27 protein-coding genes, 1 tRNA gene and 1 pseudogene are annotated in these 25,593 nt (G+C 56.9%); 16 read left to right on the top strand and 13 right to left on the bottom strand.

Going from position 1 to position 25,593, the window contains the following annotated elements; translation table 11 throughout:
* Positions 1-68: 68 nt before the first annotated feature.
* Positions 69-1,463, bottom strand: a complete 1,395-nt coding sequence (locus LOY68_RS14935) for a D-arabinono-1,4-lactone oxidase (protein ID WP_413787182.1) — start codon at positions 1,461-1,463, stop codon at positions 69-71.
* Between the two features lie 18 nt (positions 1,464-1,481).
* Positions 1,482-1,844, bottom strand: a complete 363-nt coding sequence (locus LOY68_RS14930; protein WP_265045566.1) for a c-type cytochrome — start codon at positions 1,842-1,844, stop codon at positions 1,482-1,484.
* Positions 1,845-2,215: 371 nt separating this feature from the next.
* Between LOY68_RS14930 and LOY68_RS14925 the strand changes: the two genes are divergently transcribed.
* Positions 2,216-3,841, top strand: coding sequence for an NADP-dependent glyceraldehyde-3-phosphate dehydrogenase (locus tag LOY68_RS14925; protein ID WP_265045565.1), 1,626 nt, complete (start codon positions 2,216-2,218; stop codon positions 3,839-3,841).
* Positions 3,842-3,879: 38 nt separating this feature from the next.
* Entirely contained in the window at positions 3,880-4,917 is a 1,038-nt protein-coding gene (locus LOY68_RS14920) for an FUSC family protein (protein WP_265045563.1), read from the top strand.
* Positions 4,918-4,920: 3 nt separating this feature from the next.
* Here the strand turns inward: LOY68_RS14920 and LOY68_RS14915 are convergent, their stop codons facing one another.
* Positions 4,921-5,814: a DMT family transporter gene (locus LOY68_RS14915; protein WP_265045561.1), complete on the bottom strand. Its 894-nt coding sequence runs from the start codon at positions 5,812-5,814 to the stop codon at positions 4,921-4,923.
* A 134-nt stretch (positions 5,815-5,948) separates the two neighbouring features.
* Between LOY68_RS14915 and LOY68_RS14910 the strand changes: the two genes are divergently transcribed.
* Positions 5,949-6,386, top strand: a complete 438-nt coding sequence (locus LOY68_RS14910; RefSeq protein WP_054046539.1) for an Lrp/AsnC family transcriptional regulator — start codon at positions 5,949-5,951, stop codon at positions 6,384-6,386.
* Between the two features lie 57 nt (positions 6,387-6,443).
* Positions 6,444-6,770, top strand: coding sequence for a YceK/YidQ family lipoprotein (locus LOY68_RS14905; protein ID WP_265045559.1), 327 nt, complete (start codon positions 6,444-6,446; stop codon positions 6,768-6,770).
* Positions 6,771-6,835: 65 nt separating this feature from the next.
* Here the strand turns inward: LOY68_RS14905 and LOY68_RS14900 are convergent, their stop codons facing one another.
* Positions 6,836-7,507 carry a Bax inhibitor-1/YccA family protein gene (locus LOY68_RS14900; protein ID WP_008081508.1) on the bottom strand — a complete coding sequence of 224 codons (672 nt, stop codon included), beginning with the start codon at positions 7,505-7,507 and terminating at the stop codon, positions 6,836-6,838.
* A 123-nt stretch (positions 7,508-7,630) separates the two neighbouring features.
* Here LOY68_RS14900 and LOY68_RS14895 point away from each other — a divergent pair.
* From LOY68_RS14895 to LOY68_RS14875, 6 genes and pseudogenes are all read left to right on the top strand, one after another.
* A tRNA-Ser gene (locus LOY68_RS14895) sits at positions 7,631-7,718 on the top strand.
* Between the two features lie 217 nt (positions 7,719-7,935).
* Complete coding sequence (locus LOY68_RS14890) at positions 7,936-8,145, top strand: hypothetical protein (protein WP_265045552.1); 210 nt, start codon at positions 7,936-7,938, stop codon at positions 8,143-8,145.
* Between the two features lie 115 nt (positions 8,146-8,260).
* Positions 8,261-8,665, top strand: a complete 405-nt coding sequence (locus LOY68_RS14885) for a response regulator (RefSeq protein WP_265045551.1) — start codon at positions 8,261-8,263, stop codon at positions 8,663-8,665.
* Positions 8,666-8,954: 289 nt separating this feature from the next.
* Complete coding sequence (locus tag LOY68_RS14880; RefSeq protein WP_265045549.1) at positions 8,955-9,317, top strand: DUF6463 family protein; 363 nt, start codon at positions 8,955-8,957, stop codon at positions 9,315-9,317.
* A 296-nt stretch (positions 9,318-9,613) separates the two neighbouring features.
* Positions 9,614-9,880: pseudogene (locus LOY68_RS32245) on the top strand (PAS domain-containing protein); the annotation flags it as partial.
* Between the two features lie 207 nt (positions 9,881-10,087).
* Entirely contained in the window at positions 10,088-11,179 is a 1,092-nt protein-coding gene (locus LOY68_RS14875; RefSeq protein ID WP_413787194.1) for a methyl-accepting chemotaxis protein, read from the top strand.
* Positions 11,180-11,636: 457 nt separating this feature from the next.
* Here the strand turns inward: LOY68_RS14875 and LOY68_RS14870 are convergent, their stop codons facing one another.
* Positions 11,637-12,524: a LysR family transcriptional regulator gene (locus LOY68_RS14870; protein WP_265045785.1), complete on the bottom strand. Its 888-nt coding sequence runs from the start codon at positions 12,522-12,524 to the stop codon at positions 11,637-11,639.
* Between the two features lie 132 nt (positions 12,525-12,656).
* Between LOY68_RS14870 and LOY68_RS14865 the strand changes: the two genes are divergently transcribed.
* From LOY68_RS14865 to LOY68_RS14840, 6 genes are all read left to right on the top strand, one after another.
* Positions 12,657-13,403, top strand: coding sequence for an SDR family oxidoreductase (locus tag LOY68_RS14865; protein WP_265045546.1), 747 nt, complete (start codon positions 12,657-12,659; stop codon positions 13,401-13,403).
* Between the two features lie 81 nt (positions 13,404-13,484).
* Positions 13,485-14,159: a glutathione S-transferase family protein gene (locus LOY68_RS14860; protein ID WP_265045545.1), complete on the top strand. Its 675-nt coding sequence runs from the start codon at positions 13,485-13,487 to the stop codon at positions 14,157-14,159.
* 581 nt (positions 14,160-14,740) lie between these two features.
* Positions 14,741-15,442: a glutathione S-transferase family protein gene (locus tag LOY68_RS14855; protein WP_265045544.1), complete on the top strand. Its 702-nt coding sequence runs from the start codon at positions 14,741-14,743 to the stop codon at positions 15,440-15,442.
* A gap of 247 nt (positions 15,443-15,689) precedes the next feature.
* Positions 15,690-16,253, top strand: coding sequence for a TetR/AcrR family transcriptional regulator (locus LOY68_RS14850; RefSeq protein ID WP_265045543.1), 564 nt, complete (start codon positions 15,690-15,692; stop codon positions 16,251-16,253).
* 371 nt (positions 16,254-16,624) lie between these two features.
* Positions 16,625-16,894, top strand: a complete 270-nt coding sequence (locus tag LOY68_RS14845; protein ID WP_265045541.1) for a DUF1652 domain-containing protein — start codon at positions 16,625-16,627, stop codon at positions 16,892-16,894.
* A 471-nt stretch (positions 16,895-17,365) separates the two neighbouring features.
* Positions 17,366-17,578: a hypothetical protein gene (locus LOY68_RS14840; protein ID WP_265045539.1), complete on the top strand. Its 213-nt coding sequence runs from the start codon at positions 17,366-17,368 to the stop codon at positions 17,576-17,578.
* 461 nt (positions 17,579-18,039) lie between these two features.
* Here LOY68_RS14840 and LOY68_RS14835 read toward each other — a convergent pair whose 3' ends face one another.
* The 8 genes from LOY68_RS14835 to LOY68_RS14800 form a co-directional block, all read right to left on the bottom strand.
* The gene (locus LOY68_RS14835) at positions 18,040-18,300 is read right to left on the bottom strand and encodes a hypothetical protein (RefSeq protein WP_265045538.1); all 261 of its coding nucleotides are present in this window, start codon (positions 18,298-18,300) and stop codon (positions 18,040-18,042) included.
* Positions 18,301-18,437: 137 nt separating this feature from the next.
* Positions 18,438-18,863 carry a cell wall hydrolase gene (locus LOY68_RS14830; RefSeq protein WP_265045536.1) on the bottom strand — a complete coding sequence of 142 codons (426 nt, stop codon included), beginning with the start codon at positions 18,861-18,863 and terminating at the stop codon, positions 18,438-18,440.
* 60 nt (positions 18,864-18,923) lie between these two features.
* Entirely contained in the window at positions 18,924-19,289 is a 366-nt protein-coding gene (locus LOY68_RS14825) for a phage tail protein (protein ID WP_265045534.1), read from the bottom strand.
* Positions 19,286-19,615: a hypothetical protein gene (locus LOY68_RS14820; protein WP_265045532.1), complete on the bottom strand. Its 330-nt coding sequence runs from the start codon at positions 19,613-19,615 to the stop codon at positions 19,286-19,288. Before LOY68_RS14820 ends, LOY68_RS14825 begins: the two co-directional genes overlap by 4 nt.
* An 11-nt stretch (positions 19,616-19,626) precedes the next feature.
* The gene (locus tag LOY68_RS14815) at positions 19,627-20,625 is read right to left on the bottom strand and encodes a phage tail protein (protein ID WP_265045530.1); all 999 of its coding nucleotides are present in this window, start codon (positions 20,623-20,625) and stop codon (positions 19,627-19,629) included.
* Between the two features lie 61 nt (positions 20,626-20,686).
* Positions 20,687-21,583, bottom strand: coding sequence for a hypothetical protein (locus LOY68_RS14810; protein ID WP_265045528.1), 897 nt, complete (start codon positions 21,581-21,583; stop codon positions 20,687-20,689).
* Entirely contained in the window at positions 21,584-21,832 is a 249-nt protein-coding gene (locus tag LOY68_RS14805; RefSeq protein ID WP_265043078.1) for a hypothetical protein, read from the bottom strand.
* A 50-nt stretch (positions 21,833-21,882) separates the two neighbouring features.
* Positions 21,883-25,575 (bottom strand): phage tail protein, encoded by a 3,693-nt coding sequence (locus LOY68_RS14800; RefSeq protein WP_265045527.1) that lies wholly within the window; start codon positions 25,573-25,575, stop codon positions 21,883-21,885.
* Between the last annotated feature and the right edge of the window lie 18 nt (positions 25,576-25,593).

Here is a 25,593-nt window from a genome sequence, read left to right as displayed (position 1 = left end):
GCCAACCCCCACCAGCAAGGCACCAACACCCAAGGTCCCGAGCATGAAATTACGACGATTCACGGCCATCAGTTCACCCCCAGAATCGACGTCAGATGTGCGTTGAGAAACTTGCCGCTGGCGTCCAGCGCCTGGCGCACCTCAACAAATTCCCGCCAGCGCGGGTACAGCGGCTGCAGGTTTTTAGCATTCAAGGTATGCAACTTGCCCCAGTGCGGCCGCCCGTTGTATTTCCAGAAGATCGGCTCGATGGCGGCGAAGAAGTTGTGGTGGTCCATCTGGTAATGCTGGTGGACCGAGATCGAGCAACTGTCGCGGCCCTCGAACATGCTCAGGGGGATGTCGTCGGCCTTGACGTAGCGGTACTCGATGGGAAACCAGGTGCGCAGGTCCTTGTCCTGAATCAGCTTGAGGATCTCGCGCAGGCAGGCCGGGCCATGTTCCGCCGGCACCGAATACTCCATCTCGTTGAAGCGCACGGTGCGCACGTTGGCGTAAATGTCGAACGAGTCACCGACCCGGTCATCGAAACTGGCGAGGTGACGCAGGTTGTTGAGCAGCGTGCGGCGCAGGTCGGGGAAATCGCTGCCGTACTTGTCGATCTTCTCGATCAGGGTCACGAACTCGTTGCCGCCCTCTTCCTCCGGCGGAATCGGCGGCGTGGCCGGGTCAGTGGTTTCGTTGAGGGCGATCGACAGCGCGTAGTCGGAATGGGTCACCACGAGCATTTCCCAGTGCTGATTTTCTCGGGTGTTTTTGTCGAGGTCTTCCAGCAGCTCTTCGGTCTTGGCGATCCACTGGCGTTCTCGCAGGCAATAGGCCGGGCGGTTTTGCAGGCGGATTTTGGTCGCCACGCCCAAGGCGCCGAGGGACACCCGGGCGGCGTTGAAGACTTCGGGATGACGGTTGCTGTCACAGTCCAACACCTCACCGCTGGCGGTCACCAATTGCAAGCCGCAGACGTGGGCGGAATAGGATTGAAAGGTCTTGCCGGTGCCGTGAGTTGAGGTAGAGATCGCTCCAGCGAGGGTCTGATAGTCGATGTCGGCCATGTTTTGCAGGGCCTGGCCGATGTCTTTCAGCGGCGTGCCCATGCGTGACATCGGCGTGCCGGCGGCGAATTCGGCCTGCAAGGTGTTGGGGTCGTGGTCGAGCAATCCGGTGAAATAGCTCAGGGACAACAAAGTGCCGTCGGTGGGCACCAGCGCGCTGAAGGAATGCGCCGAGCCGACCGGTCTTATTTTACCGGGGGCCTGCCGGATGATTTGGGTGAGCTCATCAAGATTTTTCGGCGCCAACCGCGCCGCTGGCAGGCAACTCTGGCCACCCGACCAGTTGCGCCAGGGAATCAAGCGTGGCGCGCGCAGCAACTCGGCCAGCGCCGGGCTTGAGCCGAGGGCGGTGAAGGCGCCGATGACGCTCGCCCGTTGCAGTAACTGACGTCGAGTCAGGTCCATTGTCATGAAGTGCACCTGCCGTTCTTATTGTTGGATGGACTGACCGGACATAAACGAAATCAACGCGAGGAATTCTTCCTCCGAACACTGCATGCACAGGCCCATCGGCGGCATGCCGTTGTAGCCGTTGATCGCGTGATCGAGCAGCGTGTCGGCGCCCTGCTGCACACGCGGCTCCCAGGCATTTTTATCGCCGGTCAGTGGTGCGCCGGCGGCGGGGTTGGCGTGGCAGAGCTGGCAGCTGTTGGCGTAGACCTGGGCCAGTGCGGCGTCGCCGGGTGCTGAATTGGCCGCTTCGTTGCGGGTGGCCGTGGGTTTGGCTTCTTCGCCGCAGCCGCTGAGCAACGTGGCGACGATCAGAAACGCCGCGTACCTGTTTGTCGGCATAGCCATCCTCTCATTTGGTGCTCCGGCCAGCCGGGGGCACATTGTTATTGTGATCAAGGAGAGGCCACGTTAAGCCAGGCACGTCGCGGGGTTGAGGGCATTGCGGGACATAAAGGGGGGCTTCTGAGGCCACCGAAAAACCCTTGTGGGAACGAGCCTGCTCGCGAAGGCGGTGGGTCATTCAACGTTGATGCTGACTGGACCACCGCTTTCGCGAGCAAGCCCGCTCCCACAGGGATCCGGTGTCGATCCCATGCCTTGTCGTCTATCTTGAATAAGCGACGCTCACCTGAGATGGGTCATGACAAGCGAGGCCCAGGTCTGCTAAAACGATTCATCAACGCCTTACCGAATCCAGACGGGGTAGCGACATGACCACAGCACACATCCTTGGCAATCTGTTTCCCGACAGCAGCGACATCCCGGAAAAACACCGCCTCGACGGCCAGACCGAGCAGCGCGAATACCTGGTCGATGGTCAATTGCGCACCTGGGACGGCCCGCTCGCCCAGGTTCGCAGCCCGGTGTACCTGACCGGCGAGAATGGCGACGAACAAGTGATCCTCGGCAGCACGCCGCTGCTGGATGCCGAAACCGCGCTGACCGCCCTCGACGCCGCCGTGCGTGCCTACGACCGTGGCCAGGGCCTGTGGCCGACCATGCGCGTGGCCGAGCGCATTCAACACGTCGAAGCCTTCCTCGGACGCATGCGCCAGCAGCGTGAAGCCGTGGTGAAGCTGCTGATGTGGGAAATCGGCAAGAACCTCAAGGACTCGGAAAAAGAGTTCGACCGCACCTGCGATTACATCGTCGACACCATCAACGCCCTCAAGGAACTTGACCGCCGCTCCAGCCGTTTCGAGCTGGAACAGGACACCCTCGGCCAGATCCGCCGTGTACCACTGGGCGTGGCCTTGTGCATGGGGCCTTACAACTATCCGCTGAACGAAACCTTCACCACGCTGATTCCGGCGCTGATCATGGGCAACACCGTGGTGTTCAAACCGGCCAAGCTTGGCGTTTTGCTGATTCGGCCGCTGCTGGAAGCCTTCCGCGACAGCTTCCCGACCGGCGTGATCAACGTGATCTACGGCAGTGGCCGCGAAACCGTCAGCGCGCTGATGGCCAGCGGCAAGATCGATATCTTTGCGTTTATCGGCACCAACAAGGCTGCCAGCGACCTGAAGAAACTCCACCCAAAACCACACCGTTTGCGTGCCGCCCTGGGCCTGGACGCGAAGAACCCCGGCATCGTGCTGCCCGAGGTCGATCTGGATAACGCCGTCAGCGAAGCGCTGACCGGCTCGCTGTCGTTCAATGGCCAGCGCTGCACGGCGCTGAAAATCCTCTTCGTCCATGAAGACGTGGTCGAGTCGTTTATCGAGAAATTCAACGCCAAACTCGCCAGCCTCAAACCCGGCATGCCGTGGGACAGCGGCGTGGCCCTGACGCCGTTGCCGGAAGCGAGCAAAGTCGATTACCTGCATTCGCTGGTGGCCGACGCAGTGAGCAAAGGCGCGGCCGTGGTCAATCCCAATGGCGGCGAAGCGCGCGCATCGTTCTTCTACCCGGCAGTGTTGTACCCGGTGAACCCGCAGATGCGCGTCTATCAGGAAGAACAGTTCGGCCCCGTGGTGCCGATTGTGCCGTACCGACATCTGGACACGGTGATCGATTACGTCCTCGAATCGGACTTCGGCCAGCAACTGAGTATCTTCGGCACCAACCCGGTGGCGGTCGGCCGACTGGTCGACACCTTCGCCAATCAGGTCGGGCGCATCAACATCAACGCCCAGTGCCAGCGCGGCCCGGACACCTTCCCGTTCAACGGTCGCAAGAACTCCGCCGAAGGCACCTTGTCGGTACATGACGCATTGCGGGTTTTTTCGATCCGCACACTGGTGGCGACCAAGTTCCAGGACAGCAACAAGGCGCTGATCAGCGAGATCATTCGCGGGCGGGATTCGAGCTTCCTGACCACTGATTACATTTTCTGAGGAGAACCGACCTGAGAGCTTATCGCCTGCCACCGTTGATGCGCCGATTACTACGTCCGTTACTGGACCCGTATCGGCGTTATCGCAATGCCCGGGTGATCCACGCGGTGCGGGTGTCGCTGGGGCTGCTGGCGACGATCCTGCTGACCACCGGCATCCACCTGCCCCACGGCGAGTGGGCGTCGGTGACCATGCTGGTGGTGATTGGCGGTTTGCAGCACCACGGTAACATCGGCAAAAAAGCCGCCGAGCGAGCGATCGGCACCTTGATCGGTGCCGGGGTCGGCTTGCTGCTGGTGGCACAAGAGGCCTGGCTTGGTATGCCTTGGCTGACCTATTTTGCGATGTCGGTGGTGTGCGGGTTTTTCTCGTATCACGCCATCGGCAAGGGCGGCTACACGGCGCTGCTGTCGGCGATTACCGTGTTTATCGTCGCCGGGCATGGCGACAATCCAGTCACTGACGGCTTGTGGCGCGGCGTCGATATTCTGATCGGCATCGCCCTGGCCCTGGCGTTTTCCTTCGCACTGCCGCTGTACGCGGTGTTCTCCTGGCGCTACAACCTGGCCGATGCCTTGCGCGATTGCGCGACGATCTACGGACGCATCATCAATGGCCAGCCGGTCACCGATGACGAACACCTGAAACTCATGGGCCGTTTGAACGCGGTGATGGTGCAACTGCGCTCGCTGATGCCGTCGGTGTCCAAGGAAGTGCGGATTTCCATGACCGAACTGGATGCCATTCAACGCAACCTGCGCATGTGCATCAGCACCCTGGAAATTCTCGGCAATACGCGGCCGGATGCCAGTGATCCGGCTGCCATGGCTCATCTGCAAACGGCGTTGAAAGCCGAGCACCGGCAGATTCGCGTGCAGTTGATCGGCATGGCCCGCGCCTTGAAATCCGGCGCGTCCCAGCGGCTCAACCGGCCAGCGGAGTTGCCGGACGCCAGCCTCGACGCGCCGGTCTACAGTCCGCTGGACGGCTACCGCTTATTGACCCGGCAACTGGCCGCCAACATCGGCGACATGCGCCAGCGCCTGGCCAAGACCGCGCCGCGCTGGAACCTCTGAGGCTTACGGCGTGGCGACTCGGCGCAACTTCAAGCCCCAACCCTGTTGCATACCGGCGGCGGCCAGCAGGATCGCCGCCACGCCGAGCCATTGCAGCGGTTCCAGGCAATGGCCGAACGCGAACCAGTCAACGAAAATCGCCGCAATCGGGTAGATAAACGACAGCGCTCCGGTCAATGCCGTCGGCAGTTTCTGGATCGCGCCGTAAAGCAGCACGTACATCAAACCGGTGTGCACGATACCCAGCGTCACCAGACTCGCCCAGGCACTCGGCGCTTGGGGCAATGCCGAAAAGTGCGCAAAAGGCGCGAGCAACACTATGCCGGTGCAAACCTGGATCAACGCGATCAGATGCGGCGGTGTGCCGGTCAGGCGTTTGATGATCAACGCGGCAATCGCGTAGAGGAGCGCCGCACCCAGCGCCAGGCCGATCCCCATCAGGTAATCATTGCCACCGGCGCCCTGCTCGCCATGGGCACTGACAATCGCCAGCATCCCGAGGAACGAGACGCCCAGCCAGAACAGCTTCTGCAGGGTGATTTTCTCCCCGAGAAACAGCGCGGCCAGGCCGACCAGCATAAACGGTTGAACGTTATAGACCGCCGTGCCGATGGCAATCGACGCACGGGAGTAAGACGCGAACAGCAACACCCAGTTGCCGACAATCGCCGCGCCGCTGAGCACTGCCAGCAGGAACGTGGTGCGGGTCAGAATACCTGGGCGCAGGAAGCCGAATGCGGCGCAGATCAGCAACAAGGTGCCGGCGCCGAACACGCAGCGCCAGAACACCACGTCCAGCACCGGTTGCCCGGACACCAGCACGAACCAGCCGATGGTCCCGGAAATGAGCATGGCGGCGGTCATTTCGAATGAGCCGCGACGTAGTGTTTTTTCCATTTCAACCTCCTGTGTTTGAGGCCAAATTATGCCAATCGGCTGGGGGCCTTCTCCAGCGCAAAAATCAGGCTAAACTCGGTTTCTGCCTTTTTTATCGAGGCCATTTTGTTCAATCGCCCAATTGAGGTTTCGCCATGACCGACGACATCGATCAAGTCCTGATCAGCGCATTGATGGAAGACTCACGGCGCTCGCTCAAGGCTCTGGCGCAAATCAGCGGCTTGTCATCGCCCAGCGTTGCCGAGCGCCTGCGTCGTCTTGAGGAGCGCGGCGTGCTCAAGGGCTACACCGTCGAAATTGATCCAAAATGCTTCGGCTATCAACTGCAGGCCATCGTGCGCATTCGCCCGTTGCCGGGGCAATTGCAAGAAGTCGAACGACAGATCCAGGCAATCCCCGAGTTCACCGAGTGCGACAAGGTCACTGGCGATGACTGCTTTATTGCGCGCCTGCATGTGCGTTCGATGGAGCAGCTGGACACCCTGCTCGACCGCCTCAACACCCACGCCGAAACCAATACTGCGATCGTCAAAAAAACTCCGGTCAAGCGCCGATTACCGCCGATGGCGTGAGTGTTGTTTGATTCGAAATAGGATAGATTGGCTTTTTTCCGGCGAAGGATTGGCGGTATGAGAACTCTGGTAATGATGTTGGCAGCGTTGATGCTCGCAGGTTGCGGCACGGTGCAGACGGTAGTACGCAGCGACGAAGCGGCTGCGAAGAGCCTCAAGGAGCGGAACAGTTATTGCGGCGCTGTTCCGCGGATCTACAGCGGCGTGACCTATGACTTCTGCTACCTGAATGCGCCACTGGAAAGCGGCATCGATGCGCAACAACATACCGCCATTCCGATCGTTGTGTTGGTAGACGCGGTCGTTTCCGGCGTCGCCGACACCTTGCTGCTGCCCTACACCGTTTACCGGCAGCAAGCCGATGGCAGCATTATCGTTAACTAGTGAGCCTGAATCGCAGACAATAAAAAACCCGCCGAAGCGGGTTTTTTATTGCTCATGGCTAGCGATCAATCATCGCGGCTCATGATGCCGAAGATCTGCAACAAGCTGATGAACAGGTTGTAGATCGATACATACAGGCTGATGGTCGCCATGATGTAGTTACGCTCGCCGCCGTGAATGATGGCGCTGGTCTGGAACAGAATGCAGACCGAGGAGAACAGCACGAAACCTGCGCTGATCGCCAGTTGCAGACCGCTGATCTGGAAGAAGAAGCTCGCCAGCGTCGCGCCCAGCAACACGAAGAACCCGGCAGTGATGAAGCCACCCAGGAAGCTCATGTCCTTGCGGGTGATCAGCACATAGGCCGACAGACCACCGAACACCAGCGCAGTCATCGCGAAAGCGGAGCTGACCACTTCAGCGCCACCCTGCATGCCCAGGTAACGGTTGAGAATCGGGCCGAGCAAGAAACCCATGAAACCGGTCAGGGCAAAGGCAGATACCAGGCCCCACGCCGAGTCACGGAGTTTGTTGGTCAGGAAGAAAAGGCCATAAAAGCCGATCAGCACCACGAAAATGTTCGGGTAACCGACACGCATCTGCTGAGCAACGAACGCCATCACACCGCTGAATGCGAGCGTGAGGGCGAGCAAGCCGTACGTATTGCGCAGGACGCGGCTAACCTCTAGCTGCTCAGCCTGCACGCTGTTATTAACTGCGTAATCCTGTTCGCGCATGGCGACACTCCTATTGGTTTGAAACGTTCAGTCGCAAAGATCATAACAGACGCTCTGTAACAAGCCATGCAGAGAGTTTGACAGTGTGTTTCATTCAGGTATTATGGCGCCCGCAACGCAAACGGAGGTGTGGCCGAGTGGTTTAAGGCAACGGTCTTGAAAACCGTCGACTGTAACAGGTCCATGAGTTCGAATCCCATCGCCTCCGCCATCTTGAATACGTTAGAGCCCTGATTAGTCAGGGCTTTTTCGTTTCTGGGGTTTGGGAATTTGTGCTGATTTTGGAAGGCGTTACAAAACTATTTGGTAACCGTTACAAAACTTTCTGCTTTTGCCCCCTCTCCGGCGTCCTGCCGATCACTTCACTACCCCATATGTGTCACCACATTTCTGCTGCTACGATGGCCTCCTTTCACGGAGGACTCGCAATGCCCCATTCAGACCTACTCCCTCCCCTGCTCTACAAGATCAACGAGAACCAACTTGCCCTTGAGGCTGCCATTCTGGAGCTGACCAACTGGGTCGAAGCCCGCGGTTCAGCCGACGTCGCTGACAACGTCCGTAGCGCCCTGGACGCCATCGACAAGAACGAGGAGTTCATCAAGCTGACGCTGGCAGTGCTGATGACGCCGGACTGATCGCTCTAGGCCAGAATCGGCCCTTCATAACCGGTTAAATCCATTTTCCCTGCGCCTGAAATAGCGCTTACACTCAACCTACTAGCACCCGGCAATCCGCATTAGGAGCTCCAGTGTGAGCGTAGATTTGAAAGTCGGGCAGCCTGTGTTGGGGCGCGTAATCGTTGTTGAGGACGAACCGGTTATCCGGATGCTTCTGGAGGAGTTTCTAGCGGAGCTTGGATATGCCTCGGCTGGTTTCGACATCGCCATTCGAGCACTGAGCTATCTCGTACATATTGAAGGTGATTGCACTTTCATCATCGCGGATCACGGTTTGCCTGGAGGGATGCAAGGCGCCGAATTTATACGCATAGCGAACGAAAGGTGGCCCTCCATCCCTTCGATACTCGTCTCAGGTTACTCTGTGGAGGAGCAGTTGATCCCGCTATCAGCGACCTTTCTACAAAAGCCCTACACGCTAGCTGAATTGGAAAACGCTATCGCGACCGCAATCAGCTATCGGGCACCTCAGCCGTGATGGGGTAGCCGTTTATACTCGGCTCCTGCGGGCGCAACGACGTACTACTAATTGCGGCCGCTCTTAAAGCTGATCGAAGGCTCGTCGCCTTGGCCGCTACCTTATGACGACAACTATGAGTCGCCAGCAACCCTCCGCAATAAGCAGCAATCAGCCAAAAGTGGACGGTGAACACGGTGGTGGCAAATGGGTAGCTTCGTTAAAGAGTAACAGTCCTTGCTGTCAACCATGCTGCGTTTCTCCCTGAGCAATGTCGCATTTGCCGTGACCACTTTACGGAGCATAAGACATGTCAAACATCGTCGCATGGACCCTGTTCTCCTTGGGTGTCATCCATATTCCATTCGGTATCTTCAAGTTCAAAGCGGCATTCGCCGCCGCTGTAGATTCTGGCTTCGTTGACCAGTTCAGGGCACACGCAGATCGGCGTACAGCCCTCTGGTTTACCATGCTGGGGCCGCTATTTATGCTCGCAGGGCAGGCAGCGATCCACGCCGTAGCCGTGGGCGATCTCGCGCTACTTAAAATTATTGGCATCTATGTGCTTATGATCTCCATCATTTGCGTCATTGCTGTTCCAAAATCGGGGTTCTGGGCAACGCTGCTGGTTTCTCCGCTGATCATCGCGGCAGGGTATGGCTTTTACGCCTGACAAACGGTTCTTCTTTCACGACAGGCAACAATCGGCCAAAAGCGGACCCTCTGCCGTCCTGAAAAAATATCATGACTACAGCCCTTACCACCTAGAGCTTCGATTCCATATTGAGCGTCTTGGCCGAGAGCTTTTGATTTTAAGCAATGGCGATAACAAGCTGCTTCGGGTCGGGAGTAGTCTTTAAAGGATCAATACTTTCTTTTCGGACGCATAACCTGCCCTTTTGGAATTACTCATTAACCTTTCTCATATTGCAGCCGATGCCTCTACCTTAGGGCATAGGAGCAATACACATGAGAAACAACCAACCGGTTACGCAGCGCGAAGTTGCCCTTGGGCCTCAACAAAAACTCATCTCGACAACGGATGCGCGGGGCGTCATCACGTACTGCAATGACGCCTTCGTCGAGATCAGTGGCTTTAATAAGTCCGACCTGATCGGCGCGCCTCAAAATATCGTTCGTCACCCCGACGTGCCCTCTGCCGTCTTTGCCCACATGTGGGGTGCGCTCAAGCTTGGCAAGCCGTGGATGGGCATCGTAAAGAACCGCTCAAAAAACGGAGACCACTACTGGGTCAACGCCTACGTCACGCCTATTTTCGAGGGGCGTGAAGTTGTGGGCTACGAATCGGTCAGGGTCAAGCCGACGGCCGAACAGATTCGTCGCGCCGAAGCCCTTTACAAACGCATCAGCCTGGGCAAGTCGGCCGTCCCGGCCAGTGATCAATGGCAACCCGCCCTGCTCGCCTGGTTGCCGGTGGTGACCATGGGCCTGATAGGTACATTGGGCGGTGTATTCCTCGGCATGTCGGAGGCAATGGTCCTTGCGGTCGGGGTATCGGTGCCACTCGGGCTGTGGGTGTCGAGTCGGCAAAACCGCGGCGCGCTACATCTGCTGGACATGGCGGAAGCTTCAACCTGCGACGCATTGCTGGCTAAGATGTACAGCGACGAACGTGGCCCCCTGGCACGCCTTGAAACGGCTTTTATCAGCCAGGCCTCTCGACTCAAGACGTGCCTCACCAGGCTGCAAGATACGGCGGAGCAACTGACTGGCTTAGCCGGCCGATCCGACGGCCTCGCCGCCGAAAGCTCCCGCGGACTAGATCGCCAACGGGTCGAGACCGAGCAGGTGTCGGCAGCGGTCAATCAGATGGCCGCCACCACACAGGAAGTCGCCAGCCACGTCCAGCGCACCGCCGACGCTACTCAGGAAGCCAATGTGTTGACCGGGCGCGGACGCGACGTTGCCCGCGACACCCGCGATGCCATTCAGCGCCTCTCGGTGGTGGTCGGTGAAACCGGGCTGACCGTCGCGCAACTGGCCAAAGACAGCAATGAAATCGGCACAGTGGTCGACGTGATCAAAGGCATTGCCGATCAGACCAACCTACTGGCACTGAACGCCGCCATCGAAGCCGCACGCGCGGGAGACATGGGTCGGGGCTTTGCGGTGGTCGCGGATGAAGTGCGTCAGTTGGCGCAACGCACGACGGAGTCCACGACGCAAATCCATGGGCTTATTTCCAAGCTGCAGGTCTCGTCCAGCAATGCGGTGAAAACCATGGAAAGCGGTCATCGCCAGGCAGAAGAAGGCGTAGCGTGGGTGCTTGAGGCAGATAAAGCACTGGTCGGAATCAGTGAAGCGGTGGCGAACATAACGGACATGACGACGCAGATTGCCGCTGCGACCGAAGAGCAAACCGCAGTGGCCGAGGAAATCAGCCGCAATATCACGACCATTGCCAACCTGGCGGATCAGACATCTGAACAGGCCAGGCATTCGGCAGAGCTGAGCCAGGAACTGGCCAAGACCGCTAAAACTCAGTATTCATTGGTCGAGAGATTTAACCGATAGTCCATCAACTTTCTTAAAAGAATCCCGCGCCATGGGCTATAAATTCCAAGCGCTAATCACATTAGACTGAGCGGAAGAGAGGCGGAATTGCAGCCTTCGCATCACCGAAAACAGCCAAAAAACTTTTTGAATTGAAAGATTCAGGCTGAGTCCGCTTAGGTCAACAGTCGCTTGGACTGACTGGCAGTAATCGATCAGAAGCGGTCGGTGATCCAAATAAATAAATCTGTCCCCGTTTTCTTAACCGCATGAGATGAACGTTGCACCTTTGATTTAGAGATGTATCGAATCGGCGTTGGCAATAAATCAGGACACTTTTGAGAGGCAAGCCGTGCAGTCCGGTGTGACCACTTAAAGCCTCGTTGACGAGCAAGAATGGTGAGTGTGCAGCGATTTTCGCCCAAGGGGCGGCCATGCTGATGGTTCTCCGTTCGCACCCTGGCCGTGGGCTAGGAGGCTATTTAGGGCGCTCATGGAATGCAGCAAAAACATCCGCCATAAAATCCATGAAAACGATGGCTCGCTGGGGCAGCAGTCGATTCGCTAAGTATACGATTTGGATCGGGACGGGTGGCGCCACGTATTCGTTAAGCAGCAATTGAAGATTGCCACTTCTCAGCCCTTCCTCATAAAGCCATTGAGGTCCCTGCGCGATTCCCAATCCTGCATTGACGTACTCACGTATCGCCTCAGGCGAGTTGACACGCAGTCGTCCGGAGATCGGGACATCAGCATCCTTAAACCGCCAGTTAGTTCCAGTGGATAGGAGGGTATAAATGAGGCAGTCGTGTTCCTTCAGGTCATCAGGCGAAGAGGGAGAGCCACGTCTTTCTAGGTACGCACGGCTGGCAACACATACACGCTCGAACCACGCTAGTGGCCGGGCTCGCATTGCACTGTCCTCCAGATGCCCAATACGAATTGCGAGTTCTACCCCCTCGTCAATTAAATTGACGTAGCGATCATTGATTTGAAGATCTAGCGACAGTTCGGGATAGCGCTCTAGAAAGCTCGCGACATGCGGTACGATGAAGGTGTGAGCCAATGCGGTCGGGCAAGCGACGCGCAGTAACCCAGATGGCGCTACGTTCCCTCTCAGTGAGGACTCGGACTGTTCTACTGAGTCCAGAATACGCCGCGCATCTGCGTAGTACCGTTCACCCTCGGGCGTGAGCATCAGCTTTCGTGTGGATCGGTGAAGCAGCCTGGTTTGCAAATGGTCTTCAAGAGCAGCGACGTAACGACTGACGCTCGGTTGCCCTAGTCCTAGATCACGTCCCGCAGCAGAAAAACTACCCGTCTCGACAGCGCGTACAAAACAGCTCATCAGTAATAACCGGTCCATCATGCCCCTTTTCATGCAGATTTTGCATGAGATCTATCCTATTTGCCCATCTTATCAGCGCGCTGGCATGAATACATAGTTGCTCTCAGAAGGTCAGTCCTCCGGCTGGCCGCCCCAAGAGAGGAAATTTACATGTCCCGCTTACAAGGCAAGCGTACCCTCATCACTGGCGGTACAAGCGGCATCGGTCTGGAGACCGCCAAGCAATTTCTCGCCGAAGGCGCACGCGTGATTGTCACAGGTGTTAATCCTGAGTCCTTAGCAAATGCTCAAACTATTTTAGGTAGCGAAGTCTTGGTGCTGCGAGCCGACTCAGCTAGTGTCGCAGCCCAGAAGGAGCTGGCGCAGGCTGTTCAGTCTCATTACGGGCAGCTCGACGTTGCTTTCCTCAATGCTGGCGTATCCGTCTGGATGCCAATCGAAGACTGGAACGAGGAGATGTTTGATCGCTCCTTCGACATCAATGTCAAAGGCCCTTACTTCCTTCTGCAAGCACTGCTGCCGACCTTCTCTAATCCTGCATCGGTGGTTCTTAACACCTCGGTAAGTGCGCATCTGGGCGCCGCGCGTTCATCCATTTATGCCGCAACAAAGGCTGCCTTTCTGAACATGTCGAAAACGCTCTCTAGCGAGCTTCTACCGCGTGGTGTTCGAGTAAATGCGGTCAGCCCTGGTCCGATCGACACGCCGCTCTACGACAAGGCGGGTATACCCGATGCCTACCGCGAGCAGGTCAACAAAGATATTGCTGCGACTATCCCCTTTGGCCGTTTTGGCACGCCTGAAGAAGTAGCTAAGGCGGTGCTGTATCTCGCGTCGGACGAGTCCCGTTGGACAGTGGGAACGGAAATTATTGTTGATGGTGGTCGCTCGCTTTAACGAGATAGGCACGCCTTCGAGTCTGTACATCCCGCTTCCTACCCGGAAGCGGGAGTCGTCGAAATAACAGTGGGTATTCAAATGTCGCAATCACGGCTCACGCTTGTTAGCCACGGGCTTTGTCCGTTTGTTCAGCGAGTGGCAATTTTACTCCTCGAAAAAGAGGCTCCATTTCAACGGATAGATGTGGATTTGAAGGACAGGCCCAACTGGTTTCGGGTCATGTCGCCAACGGGCAAAGTCCCGCTTCTAATGGTGCAAAAAGGCGATGAGGAAGCGACCGTACTTTTCGAGAGCGTGGCTATCTGCGAATACATCGAACAGGTGTATCCGGAGCCCGCTTTGCATCCGAAAGATGCAATTTCCCGTGCTCAACACCGTGCTTGGATCGAATTCACCACTGGTATGCTTGCTGATGCATGGGGATATTTGAACGCAACGGATCAGCAGACAGCGCTTGGTAAGTCTTCAGCGCTGAGGGGAAAGCTGGAGAGACTTGGCGGTGAAAAGATGGAGGGGCCGTACTTCGCTGGCGAGACGTTCAGTATGGTGGATATTGCTGTAGCCCCAATTTTTCGCTACTTCGACATACTGGGATTCGAACCAAGTCATTCATTGTTTGATGGACTAGGTCGCATTGCCGAGTGGCGTCATGCACTGGCCAATCGCGCTAGCGTTCAGGCTGCTGTCGCCGAGGATTATGCAGACCGGTTACGCAAACATCTGCTGGAGGTGAAGGCCATTTTAGTCGGATGAGTCATAAATATCAGTCCAGCGTCTCGTATGGCGGGTCTTAGCCTGGTGCGACCGTGGAACTGGGTCTCCTTTGCGAATTTGCAGTAGGCCCGCTTCCCTATTCTTCAGGAAAGTGCCTATACAACGGATAGCGATACTAAGCTTTCGTTGACGCTCCATGTCCGCTTTTGGTCGTTTTCAGCCGGTCACCACAGGCAGAAAACGGCCAAAAGCTGACTATCGAATAATCATCGAAAATGACTCAAATAGATAACCGTACGGTAGACGCGTCTTGACGAATTCATTTTAGGGCGAGGGCGTGAGCAAGGTGCTCTTGTTGAGGGTTGCGGTGGGTGGTCCAGTCCATGCAGTTAAGCAGATGGATAACGCGAGTGAACCTGGCGACCGATGTTAGGTTGGCCGCCCTTTCCCCCTGAAGCGAGCGATTCACCTCAATCGAACCAATGCAGCCAGAAAATCTCTATCAAAAGACTTTCACCTAACAATCGTTAGATAGGTGTTGACGTGCGTCGAATCACCCGCTAATGTTTGCCTACCTAATGTTAGGTAGACAGCTCAACCACCAACCTGCGGGATCGACCATGACTACTAAACTTCAGCTTTTCACTTCGCCTTCGGCCTTTCCGAACCCACAGCGTCTGCGTCTGTTCATGCACGAAAAAGGCATCGCTGACCAATTTGCCGAGACCATCTATGACATGTCCCCTGTAGGAGAACAGCGTGGCTGGCGTCATTTGAATATGAACCCGTGGGGCGAAACTCCCACCCTTCAACTGGCTGACGGTAGCTACATTTCTGAAACGGCTGCCATCGTTCGTTATCTTGACCAAGAGTATCCGGGTCGCAAGATCATGGGAGAGACCGCACTGGAACAGGGTCTGGATAACATGTGGGATAACCGGGTGTGGGTGCACATCCTGTACCGCATCGTTACAGCGTTCCACGTGTTGCACACCGGACTCGGCTTCAAGCTAGAACTGACCAAGAATGAGGCTTGGGGCGAACACTGCCGTAAGGAAGCTTTGGCTCACGCTGCACTGGTCAATCGTCATCTGTCAGACGGCCGCGAATGGCTGCTCGGCGGAGATGCCCCGACCTTCTCGGACATTACCCTGGCAACCGCGATCGCCTTCTCGAAATTCCCGGTCAATGCCACTCCACTGGACGAGCGATTTGAGTTCCTAGATGCGTACTGGCAGCGCTGGACGAAACGTCCAAGCTTCCAGGCTGCCTACGCTGATAAAAACAGCGGCATTCCTGAGCTGGATTCGCCAGCCCAGTAACAGCTTTCCAATGGAAACTCCGGTACGCCGAGATTGCCACACCCCTGGCTTTCTCGGTGACCGTAGTGATGTCGCTATTGTCGGCTGGCGGTGCCGCTTGCTAAACCACGATGGAACGGCTTCTGCCTGAGCACCCAAGCGCATTGAACACCCTTCTCTCACTGACAATCTACCTGTCACACGGTAGGCCTTTGCTGTAAATTAGCTTCCCTATTTAAGAGATCGTCCCAAGACGAAAGGCACCAAGATGAGCGTCAACTCCAAGGAAGCCATCCTGTTGGCGGCCAAGAAAATTGCCCAATCGCAGGGCTACAATGGTTTGAATTTCCGCGACCTCGCGCAAGATGTTGGTATCAAAGCGGCGAGTATTTACTACCATTTTCCAAGCAAAGCCGATCTGGGTATTGCCGTTGCCAAGCGATATTGGGAGGACGGTGCGCTCGCACTCGAGATGATCGAGTCAGAAAGCCCATCTCCGATTGACGCTCTGCGTCGCTTTCCTGAAATCTTCCGAAGATCGCTTGAGGCCGACAATCGTCTCTGCCTGGGCAGTTTCATGGGCGCTGAAACCGATACTTTACCCATTGAAATGACTAAAGAAATTCAGACCTTTGCTGATGTCAACATTGCATGGCTAAGCAAGCTTCTATTGGCTGCAAAGGTGTGCGAATCGAGTGAGAGTGAATCCAGAGCACGTGCAATTTTCGCAGCTGTTGTCGGTGCCCAGCTCTTTGCTAGAAGTCGCTCGGATATCTCGCTTTTCGATGCCCTGGTCGATTCATACCGCGCGTCCGGGCCTCTGCCGGCGTAGCAACCGACAGCGACTCGGTTCAGTGAACAGGCGGCTTTGCCGCAGGCGCGTACAATGCGAAGCGGCGTAGCTGTTGCGAAATTGCATTTCACTTGACCGTGATTGCATCGGTACTGACCGCTCGATTGAACTGCACTTGACCAGGCGTTTGCATTCGATCTGACAAGCACGCTAGCAACCATGATCGGCTGAAGTTGGCCGATTGCTGTCTGTCGCCCAAGTATTTTTCGATCCACGGTGTATGTCATGACTAGCGCACGGATGCCGCCAGAGCTAATGCAGCTTGTCGTGAAATCAGTCGACACCGAACGGTGCTGCCTATGATTAATGAACAGAAACCCAAACCGCCTGTGACTTTGAGGACGTGAGTCATGATTTCCATCCTTGAACTTCGCCACATCATCGAATGTGGTTTTCTGCCTTTGTCTTGTATCTGCACCTCCAATCCGGATGGATCGCTCATGATAAAAGTGTTCGAGCCATCATCTGATCATGTCGAATTGTTGGTCACCGGAGTGAAAACCGAGAACTTGACGTCCAGCCGAGCTATTGCAGATTTGATCAGCGAACTGCACGGTGAAATGCGGGTTATGAAAACGAAGTATGCATCAGGAATGGGCGTGCAGGGATCGTGGCAATGACTGTCGAATTCACCGACGAATAGGTGTCCGTACCGACTGCATTTGGCAGCTGTTGCATAATCACAGGCTCACCTGATCGCGAAACTATCAGATTCGATACTTATCACCTGCTCTTGGAGAATTTCAATGAACCAGCGGGAGGTGTTTTTGGAAAAAGCATTGGAGGTTCATAGGGAGTTTGAGCTGGCTACGATAGCTATGCGCCAGATGATGCAAGAGAATAAAGCGTCTGGCCCTGAGTGGGAGGCAGCGGACGCTCGAAAGCGGGCTGCTCTCAAAGAGTGGTCGTCGTTAAGTCGCCATCTCCATGACATTTATCCAGCGGAGTGAGTCAGCACGGTCAGTGAAGGGCGGGGCTTGAGATGAATTCACCGGCGGTCTAGCAAATTGAATTACTTGGGCTGTGGCGACTCCACCGTCTGAGAGACAAGAGTTTCTCAATTGCGGTGAACTCCGCTTGAGGCAAATGCTATGACGTCGTTCGAAGAATTTAGAACCACATCACACGAGCTTCTTATAGAGCTGGATGCTGCGACCACAAAAATGATGATGCTTGTTTCTGCAAAAGAGGTGTCCGGTCCTTTCTGGGATGATGCTACACAGCGGCATCTCGAAGCCATGAACGCCTGGCATACCTTTCTCGATGTCTCTCCCGACGCTACCGCTTCCGCACTTGCTAACTAAATACTGCAATTGGATCAGCGAATGACTAGAGCGATCGCATGTCAGAGGCAGGCGTTGGATGAATAGGAGCCAGCGATTTGAGCCGCTGTAACAGTGCCTCTTCGAAAATGATGTTGAATCGTTCTGCGTCACCGGCTTTCAGACCACCAACGGCTTGCATTCCGCGAACGAACCCCTCGGCCAGAGCCCCAGCTTTCACTGCAGTGCTCATTGAGTCTGCACATCCGATCTGAGCTAGGAGTGTATCGGCCTCCTGCTTTGTTCGATCATTCAACTCCACTTTTCCCATTATCTTTACCACGACATCAAATACATTATCAGCAGTACGACAGCCACCCAGCCCAGTGTCAACAGAAAAGAAAGCCTTACAAATTGCTTGTTCATTGAGTCTTATCATTTTGGTGGATGCGGGTGATGTATGCCCTGCGGGTCACCGGCAAGAATATCATAATGCCACCAACTCACTTGTCCCGCTGAACTCGGCAGTTCACATATGCATCGGTTCCAGGCTTTGCGCCGTACGATTGGCAAACCGCATCATCTGTTGCCGTTTTTTCCGCCTCTGCAGCGGAAAGGTTTTTCAGGCTTTGTTGGCGAACTTCATAGCCCTTTGTTCCAGGTAGGCAGTCATCCCATGCAATGAGTCCGATCGCACAGTCGAGCGGATGATTTGCGCAACCTACCAGCACCAGCATGATCACCGCTAAAAGCAGTTTTTTCAAAGTGACGGCCCTCCCCGGCCAGACACGAGTTTGCCACTATCTAAGCGTGCAGCGTAAGCCTCTCGCATTAATGTGAAATCTCGCGCACGTAGCCCTGGCAGGCGATCAGCGCAATCAGTCCTCGGTCACCGGCGTCATCACGGTACATCCTTGAAGAAGACGTGACCGCCCAGCTTCAGCGTTTGCTTGGCCTTCCCCGCCCAGGCTGGAGCCGTCTTCATCGCGATCGCGAAGTAGTGAGTGGCGCCACCGGTGGGATCTGACACCTTTCCGTCAATCACCTGGTCAACAGCGATGCGGGCCTGGGCCAGCTCACGGAACGGGATCGCCTTCGCGCCAGACAGGTACGCGAAGTTCGGATCGTTCTTGTTCCAGCAGCTGAACTGGTACGGCGCTTGGCACACGCCGGCATAGCCCTCCCCCCACCACGATTTCAGCTTGCCGTCGTCCACCCGGTTGCGAATGGTCCAGGCTACGGCGATCTGGCCCGCCAGGCTCTCGCCGCGGGCCTCGCCCCACAATGTGCGCGCGAGGATGTCGCGGTCGTTCTCGGTAACAGTCATCACTTTTCTCCAGGCAAAAAAAATCCCGCTCGATGGCGGGTGCGGTGTGTTGCGGCGGCGCTACATCTGGTCAGCAGTACGAGCCTCGGGACTGGCCTTGATCACCGGCACAACCGGCTCCGTTGGCCATACCGGTGCGGCATACCAAGTCGGCTGGGCCGTGACCTTGCCCAGGGAAAATTTGTAGGTCTTCCAGGCTTTCAGGTTGACCAGCAGCGCGGCCTGTTCCGCCTCGTCCTCTTCAGTGGCCTCGCCGGCATCAATGCCGTAACCGAGCGTGTCGATCCGATCTTGAATGCGGGCGATCTGCGCCACGGCGGCGCTGTTACGCCCCGCCAGTTCAACTTTGGCCACAGACAGGGCCGCACTCGCTGCGGCTGCGTCCTTCATCGCCTTGGTGATCAGCTTGCTCCAGTCGATGTTCATTGAGTCACCTCCCCGGCGACGACTGGAACCGGTAGAGGCTGCGGCAACTGCACGACGCCATCCGGCACATTGAGCAGCGGAACAGGGAAAGCCTGCTCCGGACTGAAGTTCGCCGGCAACGGAAAACGCAAGGTCAGTTCCAGAGTGTCACCGGTTCGGGTCACGGCGTCAGCGAACCAGGTGGAGGTAATCGCCTCCAGCGGCAACGTGTCGCCGGCGCCCACATTGGTAAAGTCGAATGACTCGCCGTTCAGGATCAACGTCGCCCCCTGCTTAATGATGCTCAGCTCTTCGTCTGAGCGGATCGGTGAAAGTTTGATGATCATGAGGACTCCCATTAGTACCAGCGACCAAAGGCCATAAGGCGCGAGGCGCGGGCTGTGGTGTCATTGAAGAATGCGATACGCGACCAGCTCACGCCGGTAGGCGAAGGTGCGCTGTTCAACCCGATCACCCCCAGCGCCGAATTTTGGCTTCCGGTCACGACCGGCTCTGACCCAGCAACGAACGCTGCAGGAAATGTCCATGTCGCCGCGGCGCTTATCCATGAGTTGCCGTTAACCGTTCCCGCGCCAATCGCGCCGGTAGTGCATGAGCAAATTTGCGTGCCGTCACCAAAGCGCACCCAGTAACCATTGGTGTTTGAGCCGCTCTCCACGACATTACGCCCGGCTAGCTGGAGTCCCACCGGGACATTGAGCACGCCCGCATAGGAGTAGGTCATGAACGGGCCACCGGCGTTGTTGGCCTGGTTCACCGTGCGCCAACTGAACCCACCGGTGCCGCCACCCTGGTTGCAGGTGAACGACACCGCGCCCAACAGGTTGCTACCGTTGGTTTCGTTCCAGCCGACATAACCACCTTGGGATGCCGGCATCGCGCCGGCGACCACTTTCAGGGAGTTGAAGGATGGGGCAAATGCCCCACCGGCGACCGGCATCGCGCCGAGGCTGCTCAGCAACTCCGCCGAACTGCTCACCGCAACCCCGGTGCCGCCCTTAGCCACTGGCAAAATTTCGTAGTTGCCGGTGGTGCCGAGCGCCGCGAGCTTCGGGCCGTAGGTATTCACCAGGCCGCGCAACGCGTCGGCAGAATCCTTCACGTAACCCTGCATCGGCGCCAGCGCATAGCCCCCTGCCGCGTTGGTGGCCCCTTTGTAAGGCGGATCAATCGAAATCGCCGCGTCGCTCGCGATGTTGGTTACTTCGTACCAGCCACCGTCAGGCCCGCGAAATGCATCACCTACCCGGCCGTTGGACAGAAACGCGGTGCCGGTACCGATTACAGCATTCGAATTTTGAGTAACGTAGACCGTCCCGGATTTAGACCAAGGCATAGAGCCGTCCTTTTAACTTGAATAAGGATCCCGCGATGAGCGGATTGAATGACTTAAGAGATCAGTTGAAGGGGAATGGATAGTTATCGGACTTAATTACCAAGGCAACAGGGTAGCGGTCAGTGGGGATATTGGAGAAAGACACCGGGGATCCGTAACCTGATGTGTTAGGTCTAGTTGTAGTTGTTCCTCCCGTGGCCCCGAACATAAAAGTAATGCCGCCGTTATAACCATAGGCGCCCTCACTGCCGGAATAGACGGCGAATTGGGAAAAGCCGCCAGCAGCAGGATACAAATCATTTATTTGGCATGAGCGCGACCAGGGGAGATAAGCAGCATACTCGGCGGCTCCTATTGGGACATTGACATAAGAATCTGCCTGCGCCACGTAGACGATACCGCCTACGTTGCCATTAGCCTGTCGCTGGCGATTGGAGCCGCCGGCGTAACAGGTGTAATAGCGTCCAAAACCGTCCAAGGTTCCAACGCCCGGGGCTTGGACGGCCCCTACAACGTTAAGTGGAGGCTGCAAAGAGTTAAATGTAATTCGACCGGACGAGTCATATGTTTTTAAGAACGTAGTGCCTGACATGTTATCTGCCATCAAATCGAAGCAATAGAACTTTGTGCTCGGACTGGCGTTTGTGTAGTAAAAGGTCATGGTGTTCCCCGCCACCTGTGTACCAACAAGGCAGCCAGAGCCAGTTATAAAAGCAATTGGCGATATCGGATTGGCAACCGTAAACCCATGGATTTGGTCGGCAAAGTGCGGCGTAGCGATGGCGGTGGTTGCCGACCAGTTAACTCCGTAGTTAGGGTCCTCCCCTTGTCGAATGAATTCCTTGCGCGTCCACGAGTGGATGTAAGACATGTTCCCGCTCTTAACCAATCCATAGCAAATCAAATTGGTGTCAAAAAGAATCTGCCCGTTCTCTTTGAAAGCCTGAAGATTCGCCATTTAGTAATACCCGTAAAAAATTCGGCAGTTGGCCGAGAAATACCCCCACCCCAGCGTTGAGTAGGAGTACACCCACGACATCGATCCGCTCCCAAGCGTTACACCTGGCTTCTTGCCTTTCTCAAGCTGTAAATCCACAAGCGGAACAATGATGTAATACTGGGTCTTCCCCGCTGGAGGCGGCTGGATGGCAGTGGAGCCATTCGCACCGCCAGTATCGACGTAGCTCTGCATCTGGCTAATGTTCATGGTCATATCGACCAGCAGACGCCCGGAGGCGTCATAGGTAGTTAGTCCCGTCATACGCTAAGGTTGATTGCGAGGTTGCCGTTCGAGTGGTAAAGCTTCACTGAACTGTTGTTGATCGCTATTCGGGCCTGGCCCGCACCTTGCCCGTTCATTTCAAAACCTCCGTTCTTGAAGATGGCCCAGCCGGTCAGGCCGAACTGATAGTTCGTTGAGCAGATGTAATCGCCGATCTTGGCGTTGGTGATCGAGCCATCCTGAATAAATGCGTCCCGAATAAACGTCTGGCCACCAGTGATCCCAAAGAACGAGGTTGGGTTTTGGGTGTTGGTGTTCATCACCAAGAAAGTATCCGCCCGCACCACAAACTGCGAAGTGGTGCCGGCGGCGCCGCTTTCCAGGCCCAGGCCGAAGCCGGCCGCATACGGCTGGCCACCCGCGGTCAGTTCCATCCGTACCGACCAGATAGCCGCCAGTTTGCCGTTGGTGCTGGCCAGTGCGCTGGTTGTCTCCTGAACAGCCACGCTCGCCCCATCCGCTTTGGCTTGCGCCGTATCAACTCGCGTTGAGAGCGCACCAACCGCGTCAGACCTGGCAGTGACCTCCGACTGGATAGCCGCCTGATTACTTCCGACCGAAGCCTTCAGCGTCTCAACCTGCTGGGAGATCGCGAGCTGATTACTCGCCATCGTCGTCTCGACGATAGTGATCTTCGACTCGCTCGTTCCTACGCGAGAATCGAGGGAGGTAATGCGCTGCGTTTGCGCAAAGTCCTGCTCGGTTCGCACGCGAACCTCTTGCGCATAGCTCGCGGTGGCTTGCCAGCCATTCAACGCATCCAGCAAATCCCCGCTTCCATCATCACCGCGAGAAGAAGCCTGCAATGCCTGGAGCTGGCTGGCGGTGGATGTTGTCTTGCCGTCGACCGTTGAGATGTCGGCCGTGTTCTTGGTCACCTGTGCGGCGAGGCCGTTCGCCGTCTGCACTACCTGCCCGGTGTCGAGCCAGTAAGTGACATTCGGCGGAGCATTGCCAGCGCCGGCAGGGACAGCAATTTTGGCGGTGTAAAGGCGCTGACCCAGACGAACCGATTCGCCGATGGCGTAGGCCTTGGCCGGGTCGTACTCCAGCGCATCCACCAGGTCGCCGATCTCGTCTTTCAGCTCGCTGAGCCGTTCGTTGACCGAGCCAGGCCCGTCGCCGTCAATCAAATCGATCCGGCCCAACAAGTGCTGACCGAATTGGCTTTCTGTCAGTTGGCCGGTCAGCAAATCCAGCACCGGACCGGCCTCGGAGCTGGCCTGCCCCATCACACCGTTCACGACCGGGTAGAAAGGACCGATGTTGCCTGTACGGTCCACCAACCGTGCCCAGAAGAAGAACGTGGCGCCCGCCCGAAGGCTCTGCATCGCGTAATCGCTTTGCGGGTAGGCCAAGTCTGCCAGCTTGGTTGCGGTTCCCAAATTGTTGTTCGGGCCGTACCAGATCTCAGTGCGCTGGGTGTCCTCGGCGCCGGCCGGGAAACCCCACTTCAGCCCAATGCCAAACAGCAGCGACGTGGCCGTCAGGAACGATACTGACGGCGGCAAACCGGCCTTGCCTGTTAGATTGGTCAATATCGAACTACGCCAGATCGACGAAATGTCGAACGCGCTCACCGCGCGGGCGCGAGCCAGATAGGCCCCAGCATAAATCCCGACTACGTCGACGCCGGTCGATCCGGTGCGCGGCAGCTTGATCCAGTTGCCACTGTCTTTACGCCACTCCACGTCATAGCCGACAGCGCCATTTACGGCCGGCCAAGTTATGGTCATGGTGGCGACGGCGATGCCCTGGGACACAACTGAGCTCGATGTGACCGTGACGCTCGTCGGCGCTGGTACCACGGTGATTGGGATTACGCTGATCGGGCGCTCTTCAAGCCGGGCGCCGGTGTCGATGTTGGCGAACTTTCCTGGCTCATACTGGAGGGCGCTGATTTCATAGTCGCCTTCTGTAGTGCGCTTGGTGCTCAGCACCCGATAAAGCGGAATCGCCAAGTCATCGGCATCCAGTGCCCACTGCAATTGCGGAAGCGGAGCCTCGCTGTAACTGGTAGTCACGGTCACGGCGCGACCGTTTACACTCTGGACTGTCCGCCCCTCGGCACGCCCACCAGGTAGGTTGATCATCAGCCGATCACCGGCCTTGGTTTGGGTGTCGCGATCGAGCGTTACAACCCGGCCAGCAACCGCCGAGATACGCCCGCCCACCTCGCGCCCAGCCAACAGAGAATCCGCCACCGGAATGATATGGCCCGGCAGCGGGATCACCCCTTCCATGCCGGTCTTGAACGACACGGTCCGATCCTGGTTGTTGCTCAGGATCGCCCACTTACCGCGGCGCTGGGCCTCGGAAGCGCGGGTGCAGCCAATGGCACTCAATTCGGTCGGTTTGTCGCCAAAGCGGCGCTGCAAGGCAGGGTCAGCGAACGGAATGACGTCAGTGTCATAGTTGTTCGCAGGGTTGTCGTAACTGACCAGAGCCCGGGTGTAACGGGTCTTGGCCGAGGCACTGCCATACGAGAACTTGCCGTCGATCACGTTAGATCGTGTGAATACATAATCGAAGTCCTGGGCGCGCGGCATGTCCGCCTGCATGACCAACTGACCCTGAGCCCAATACGTCATGCCCCGGTAGATGCCGGCGATATCACGTAACAGCGACCAGGCGTCGGGCTTACCCTGGAGGTTCATGTCGCACAGAAAACGTGGCTCTGTTCCACCCACACCATTCGGCACCAACTGGTCGCAGTACTGCGCGATCCGGTACAGCTCCCACTTGTCGACCATGAACGACTTGATACGCTTGCCCAGGCCGAAGCGTTCTTCTGTGCATACGCCGAACGTGATCCAGGCCGGGTTGTTGGTCCAGGCCTGCTTCATGGTGCCGTCCCAGGTGCCGTTGTAGGTGCGCGCGACTGGGTCGTAGTTGCTCGGGACCTGCCACTTGCGGCCTTTGCACTTGACGGTCACGGCCGGGATGTTGCTGAACTGCTCGGCGTCGAACTCGATGTAGAGCAGCGCTGTGTTGGGGTAGCGCAGCTTTGCGTCGATCACCTCTGTATATCCGGCCACCAGCATTGTGTCGGCGATTTTGTTGGTGTTCTGGTTCGGGGTGATTCGGCGGATACGGATCTGCCAGCCCGTGGTGGCCACCGGCAAGTCAACACGTCGTGAGCGCTCGTAGCGGGTTGTGGTCTTCCCGTCCACGGCCTCAATCAAGACCTGCTGGTACGCACCGCCATCAGTGGCTACGTCGATTGCATACTCGATGCGGTAACCACCCACGTTGCCGCTGTCGTCCTGTTTCTGGAGCGCTGGCCAAGCAAGGCGAACGCGCACAGCCGAGAGCTGGATGTTGGTGATCGATCGAATCCACGGCGAATCGCTGCGCAACTCGATGTTCAGGGTGGTTTCGTTCTCGACCGACGGGATGCCCGAGATATAGGTTTGATCCACCGAGCCCGGGCGCCAATCCCATTTCACGTTTGGGAAGTTGTAGTTGCCGCTGGCATCTTTGATCGGCGTGTTGTCGAGGTAGATGTCGTAATCGGTTGGGGTGCCGTCGAACTCGCCCTCGCCCACGGCGATGAGCAGCTTTGCCAGGTTGGTCGAGCGCAGACTGTCGCTGGCTTCAACAGGCGACTTCGGGCTCGTGCTGCCGCCCTTCTCGCCGTAGATCTCGATGTTCTGTGCTGCGCCCATGCTTTCCTCCAGGCATAA

The sequence above is a fragment of the Pseudomonas sp. B21-053 genome (genome assembly GCF_026016365.1).
GTDB lineage: Bacteria > Pseudomonadota > Gammaproteobacteria > Pseudomonadales > Pseudomonadaceae > Aquipseudomonas > Aquipseudomonas nunensis.
The sequence above is the reverse complement of the archived record's forward strand: the minus strand, read 5'-3'. Positions and strand labels throughout refer to the sequence as shown.

Bases quoted from the DNA above. Each gene is read 5' to 3' on its own strand.
- LOY68_RS14870 (WP_265045785.1), bottom strand. From the start codon at position 12,524: ATGGACCGGTTATTACTGATGAGCTGTTTTGTACGCGCTGTCGAGACG.
- LOY68_RS14925 (WP_265045565.1), top strand. From the start codon at position 2,216: ATGACCACAGCACACATCCTTGGCAATCTGTTTCCCGACAGCAGCGAC.
- LOY68_RS14910 (WP_054046539.1), top strand. From the start codon at position 5,949: ATGACCGACGACATCGATCAAGTCCTGATCAGCGCATTGATGGAAGAC.
- LOY68_RS14840 (WP_265045539.1), top strand. From the start codon at position 17,366: ATGACGTCGTTCGAAGAATTTAGAACCACATCACACGAGCTTCTTATA.
- LOY68_RS14915 (WP_265045561.1), bottom strand. From the start codon at position 5,814: ATGGAAAAAACACTACGTCGCGGCTCATTCGAAATGACCGCCGCCATG.
- LOY68_RS14845 (WP_265045541.1), top strand. From the start codon at position 16,625: ATGATTTCCATCCTTGAACTTCGCCACATCATCGAATGTGGTTTTCTG.
- LOY68_RS14875 (WP_413787194.1), top strand. From the start codon at position 10,088: ATGGGCCTGATAGGTACATTGGGCGGTGTATTCCTCGGCATGTCGGAG.
- LOY68_RS14815 (WP_265045530.1), bottom strand. From the start codon at position 20,625: ATGCCTTGGTCTAAATCCGGGACGGTCTACGTTACTCAAAATTCGAAT.
- LOY68_RS14890 (WP_265045552.1), top strand. From the start codon at position 7,936: ATGCCCCATTCAGACCTACTCCCTCCCCTGCTCTACAAGATCAACGAG.
- LOY68_RS14935 (WP_413787182.1), bottom strand. From the start codon at position 1,463: ATGACAATGGACCTGACTCGACGTCAGTTACTGCAACGGGCGAGCGTC.
- LOY68_RS14850 (WP_265045543.1), top strand. From the start codon at position 15,690: ATGAGCGTCAACTCCAAGGAAGCCATCCTGTTGGCGGCCAAGAAAATT.
- LOY68_RS14905 (WP_265045559.1), top strand. From the start codon at position 6,444: ATGAGAACTCTGGTAATGATGTTGGCAGCGTTGATGCTCGCAGGTTGC.
- LOY68_RS14810 (WP_265045528.1), bottom strand. From the start codon at position 21,583: ATGGCGAATCTTCAGGCTTTCAAAGAGAACGGGCAGATTCTTTTTGAC.
- LOY68_RS14920 (WP_265045563.1), top strand. From the start codon at position 3,880: ATGCGCCGATTACTACGTCCGTTACTGGACCCGTATCGGCGTTATCGC.
- LOY68_RS14830 (WP_265045536.1), bottom strand. From the start codon at position 18,863: ATGACTGTTACCGAGAACGACCGCGACATCCTCGCGCGCACATTGTGG.
- LOY68_RS14825 (WP_265045534.1), bottom strand. From the start codon at position 19,289: ATGAACATCGACTGGAGCAAGCTGATCACCAAGGCGATGAAGGACGCA.
- LOY68_RS14865 (WP_265045546.1), top strand. From the start codon at position 12,657: ATGTCCCGCTTACAAGGCAAGCGTACCCTCATCACTGGCGGTACAAGC.
- LOY68_RS14805 (WP_265043078.1), bottom strand. From the start codon at position 21,832: ATGAACATTAGCCAGATGCAGAGCTACGTCGATACTGGCGGTGCGAAT.
- LOY68_RS14800 (WP_265045527.1), bottom strand. From the start codon at position 25,575: ATGGGCGCAGCACAGAACATCGAGATCTACGGCGAGAAGGGCGGCAGC.
- LOY68_RS14860 (WP_265045545.1), top strand. From the start codon at position 13,485: ATGTCGCAATCACGGCTCACGCTTGTTAGCCACGGGCTTTGTCCGTTT.
- LOY68_RS14855 (WP_265045544.1), top strand. From the start codon at position 14,741: ATGACTACTAAACTTCAGCTTTTCACTTCGCCTTCGGCCTTTCCGAAC.
- LOY68_RS14880 (WP_265045549.1), top strand. From the start codon at position 8,955: ATGTCAAACATCGTCGCATGGACCCTGTTCTCCTTGGGTGTCATCCAT.
- LOY68_RS14930 (WP_265045566.1), bottom strand. From the start codon at position 1,844: ATGCCGACAAACAGGTACGCGGCGTTTCTGATCGTCGCCACGTTGCTC.
- LOY68_RS14820 (WP_265045532.1), bottom strand. From the start codon at position 19,615: ATGATCATCAAACTTTCACCGATCCGCTCAGACGAAGAGCTGAGCATC.
- LOY68_RS14900 (WP_008081508.1), bottom strand. From the start codon at position 7,507: ATGCGCGAACAGGATTACGCAGTTAATAACAGCGTGCAGGCTGAGCAG.